This window comes from Actinomadura sp. NPDC048032 (genome assembly GCF_040653175.1).
Lineage (GTDB): Bacteria > Actinomycetota > Actinomycetes > Streptosporangiales > Streptosporangiaceae > Spirillospora > Spirillospora verrucosospora.
Genome location: NZ_JBEZJP010000619.1, coordinates 1 through 3,430, shown reverse-complemented (window position 1 = coordinate 3,430; position 3,430 = coordinate 1). Strand labels below are relative to the sequence as shown.

The window sequence follows — 3,430 nt, the reverse complement described above, 5'->3', positions numbered from 1 at the left end:
AGAAGGACCTGGCCGCCGCCCGCAAGGAGGTCGACCAGGCGCGGCGCAAGCTCGGCAACGAGGCGTTCATGGCGAAGGCGCCCGAGGCGGTCGTGATCGCGGACCTCGTACCCGCCGGGCACGTCCGTCCGCGGCAGGTCCTCCAGCGCGACGCCGTCGACCGCGGCGGCGAACGGCTCGTGCCGGACGCCCGCCGCGCGCAGCCGGCCGCACGACGCGCACCGGCACCCCGGCGCCGGCCAGCCCTGTGCGGCGGCGACGCCGCGAAGTTCGATGTTCATCCCGCCGCGAACTCTACGGTTACCCTCGGCCGTAAGGATCACGACGCCCCCTCTGGAGGAGTCCCGGTGGGCAACCCCCCGAACGCGCCCTGGCCCCCGCGACCGGGTCAGGGCGGGCAGCAGCCGCCCTACGGCCCGCCGCCCTTCCCGCCCGGCGGCCCCGCGCCGGGCCCCGCGCCGGGATGGCCGCCGGGCCCGCCCGGCATGCCCGGAGCGCCCCCGCCGGGACGCCGCGGCGGCGGCCTGGTGATCGCGCTGGTCGGGGCCGGGCTCGTCCTGGTGCTCGGGGTGGCCGCCGTCTTCGTCTTCCTCGTCCGGGGCGGCGACGACGGGGGAGGCGACGGCGGCGGGGAGCGGCTGAGGGTCGGCAAGATCGCCGGCGGCGCCGAGGCCACGCCCCTCGCGGACGGGAGCCTCACCATGGCCCGCCCGGGCGTCACGGCCCCGGTCGTCGACATCTACGAGGACTTCGCCTGCCCGCCCTGCGGCGCCTTCGACCGCCGGCACGACCCGATGCTCAAGCAGCTGGCCGTCGAGGGCCGCGCCAAGGTCGTCTTCCATCCGATGCTGATCTTCGGTGCGGGCACGCAGCCGGCCCACGACAACTCGCTGCGGGCCGCGGCGGCGCTGCGCTGCGTCACCGACGGCGCCCACTGGCTCTCCTACCAGGACGCCCTCTACGCCCATCAGCCCGAGAACGAGAACGCCACCGGCTACCTGACCCAGGACCTGCTCTCCTACGCGGAGCCGCTGGGGCTCACCGGCGACGACTTCACGTCGTGCGTGAAGGACCAGCGCCACGCCGCCGACGTGAAGACCGTCAGCCAGGGCTACATATCGTCCGGGATCCAGGGGACGCCCAGCGTGCGGGTCAACGGGCGGACGCTCGCCCAGTCCGACACCGAGAGCCCGGACGCGCTGCGCCGCGCCATTGAGGCCGCCGCCTGACCGGCTAGTCTCACCGCGACGAGGGAGGTCGAGGGCGATGGCGTGGAGCTGGCGGCTGGAGAAGGCCGACGGGCGGACGATCGGCATGTCGGAGGAGACCTTCTCCACCCAGGCGGACGCGGAGAGCTGGCTGGGGGAGAACTGGCGGGGGCTGCGCACCGAGGAGGTCGACAAGGTGACCCTCCTGGACGGCGACACGATCGTGTACGGGATGAGCCTGCACGACCCGGAGTGACCGGCCGGGAAGGGAGAGGGCCGCGAAGCGTCGCGCTCCGCGGCCCCCGGTGATGCCCGCCGGGCTCAGGGGCGCCTGCGCGGGCTGACGGTCTTGGCCGGGTCGCGGATGACGGTGTCGCCGAGGATCTCGTCGATCCGCTTCATCACGTCGGCGTCCAGCTTCACCCCGGCCGCCCGCACGTTGTCGGCGACCTGCTCGGGGCGGGACGCGCCCACGATCGCCGCCGAGACGTTCGGGTTCTGCAGGGTCCAGGCGATCGCGAGCTGCGCCATCGACAGGCCGAGGTCGTCCGCGACCGGCCGCAGGTTCTGCACGCGGGTCAGCAGGTCGTCGTCCAGGTAGCGCTTGATCATGTCGGCGCCGCCCTTGTCGTCGGTGGCGCGCGACCCCTCCGGAAGGGGCCGCCCCGGCTTGTACTTGCCGGTCAGGACGCCCTGCGCGATCGGCGACCAGACGATCTGGCCGACGCCCTCGCGCTCGCAGAGCGGGACGACCTCCTCCTCGATGACCCGCCACAGCATCGAGTACTGCGGCTGGCTGGAGACGATCCGGTCGAAGCCCATCTCGTCGGCGATCTTCAGGGCGCGCTCGATCTCCTCGGCCCGCCACTCCGACACCCCGACATAGAGGACCTTGCCCTGCCGGACGAGGTCGTCGAAGGCCCGGAGGGTCTCCTCCAGCGGGGTCTCGTAGTCGAACCGGTGGGCCTGGTACAGGTCCACGTAGTCGGTCCCGAGGCGGCGCAGGGAGCCGTGGATCGACTCGAAGACGTGCTTGCGGGAGAGGCCCCGGTCGTTCACCCCGGGACCCGTCGGCCAGTAGACCTTGGTGAAGATCTCCAGCCCCTCGCGGCGCTGCCCCTTCAGCGCCCGCCCGAGCACCTCCTCGGCGCGCGTGCCGGCGTAGACGTCGGCGGTGTCGAACGTGGTCACGCCCTCGTCGAGGGCGGCCCGCACGCAGGCGCGCGCCGCGTCCTCCTCGACCTGAGAGCCGTGGGTGAGCCAGTTGCCGTACGCGATCTCGCTGATCTTCAGACCGCTCCGGCCCAGGTTTCGGAACTCCATGGCCCCGACCCTAGCCCCGCCCCGCTCGTGCGGCGCGTGGCGGACGCCCCCGCCGGGCGCGGTCCCCGGAGCCGGCCCTCAGGCCCCGGCCTCGCCCGTACCCGCGCTCAGACCTTGTCCTTCTCGCCGAGGCGCACCCGCGGGTTCGGGATCCGCAGCCGGCGGATCTGCATCGCGCGCATCGCGGCGTACATGCCGACGCCCTTGGCGTCCTCGCCGGGGTAGCGCTCGGCGGCGAGCCGCTTGATGCCGCGGCTCAGCAGGAAGCCCTCCGCGAACACCACCACGAGCAGCAGCGGCGGCGCGAACAGGACCAGCAGCCGGGCCGCCGGGATCGGCAGGAGGCTGAGCAGCACGATCGCGAACATCGCGTACATCAGGTAGGAGCCGACCGTGCGGCGCGAGTCGACGTAGTCGCGGGCCAGCCGGCGCACGGGGCCCCGGTCGCGCTTGAGCAGATGCTTCTCGTCGCCCTTGGCCATGCCCTCGCGCGCCTTGGCGCGGTCGACGGCCTGCCGCTCCCGCACCTTCTTGTAGGCCTCCTTGCGGGTCGCCGGAGCCGTGATCGGCTGCCGGCGGCGCTTCTCGGCCTCGCTGCGCTTGGGCGTGGGACGGCCCTTGCCGCCGGGCTTTACTACCTGAGGAGGATCCGGCGGGGCCTCCGGGGTACGACGCTTGAACACAGGGATCAGCCTACCGGCTGCGAACATCGTGGCTGCCTCGCGCGTTAACGCGTAGGGTGATAAGAACCCCAGCAGTGGTCATTGAGCCCAGTTCACGACTGAGGCGACAGCACGAAGGGACCGGCGCCGCGCGATGAGCGTGATGAAGCGAATGTCGATGATCTTCAAGTCCAAGGCGAACAAGGCTTTGGACCGGATGGAAGACCCTCGGGAGAC

General features: G+C 72.7%; 4 protein-coding genes and 2 pseudogenes. 4 read left to right on the top strand and 2 right to left on the bottom strand.

What is annotated here, in order from left to right; genetic code table 11:
* Positions 1-8: 8 nt before the first annotated feature.
* The 3 genes and pseudogenes from AB0C69_RS40105 to AB0C69_RS40095 all read left to right on the top strand — a co-directional run.
* A pseudogene (locus AB0C69_RS40105) lies at positions 9-53 on the top strand (hypothetical protein); the annotation flags it as partial.
* A gap of 294 nt (positions 54-347) precedes the next feature.
* On the top strand, positions 348-1,229 hold the full coding sequence (locus tag AB0C69_RS40100; RefSeq protein WP_360361621.1) for a thioredoxin domain-containing protein: 882 nt from the start codon (positions 348-350) through the stop codon (positions 1,227-1,229).
* Positions 1,230-1,266: 37 nt separating this feature from the next.
* Entirely contained in the window at positions 1,267-1,464 is a 198-nt protein-coding gene (locus AB0C69_RS40095; RefSeq protein WP_185023425.1) for a hypothetical protein, read from the top strand.
* Positions 1,465-1,529: 65 nt separating this feature from the next.
* Here AB0C69_RS40095 and AB0C69_RS40090 read toward each other — a convergent pair whose 3' ends face one another.
* Together AB0C69_RS40090 and AB0C69_RS40085 are read right to left on the bottom strand one after the other, a co-directional pair.
* Positions 1,530-2,531, bottom strand: coding sequence for an aldo/keto reductase family protein (locus AB0C69_RS40090; RefSeq protein ID WP_360361618.1), 1,002 nt, complete (start codon positions 2,529-2,531; stop codon positions 1,530-1,532).
* A gap of 107 nt (positions 2,532-2,638) precedes the next feature.
* Entirely contained in the window at positions 2,639-3,214 is a 576-nt protein-coding gene (locus tag AB0C69_RS40085; protein ID WP_353833723.1) for a DUF3043 domain-containing protein, read from the bottom strand.
* A 133-nt stretch (positions 3,215-3,347) separates the two neighbouring features.
* Here AB0C69_RS40085 and AB0C69_RS40080 point away from each other — a divergent pair.
* Positions 3,348-3,430: pseudogene (locus tag AB0C69_RS40080) on the top strand (PspA/IM30 family protein); the annotation flags it as partial.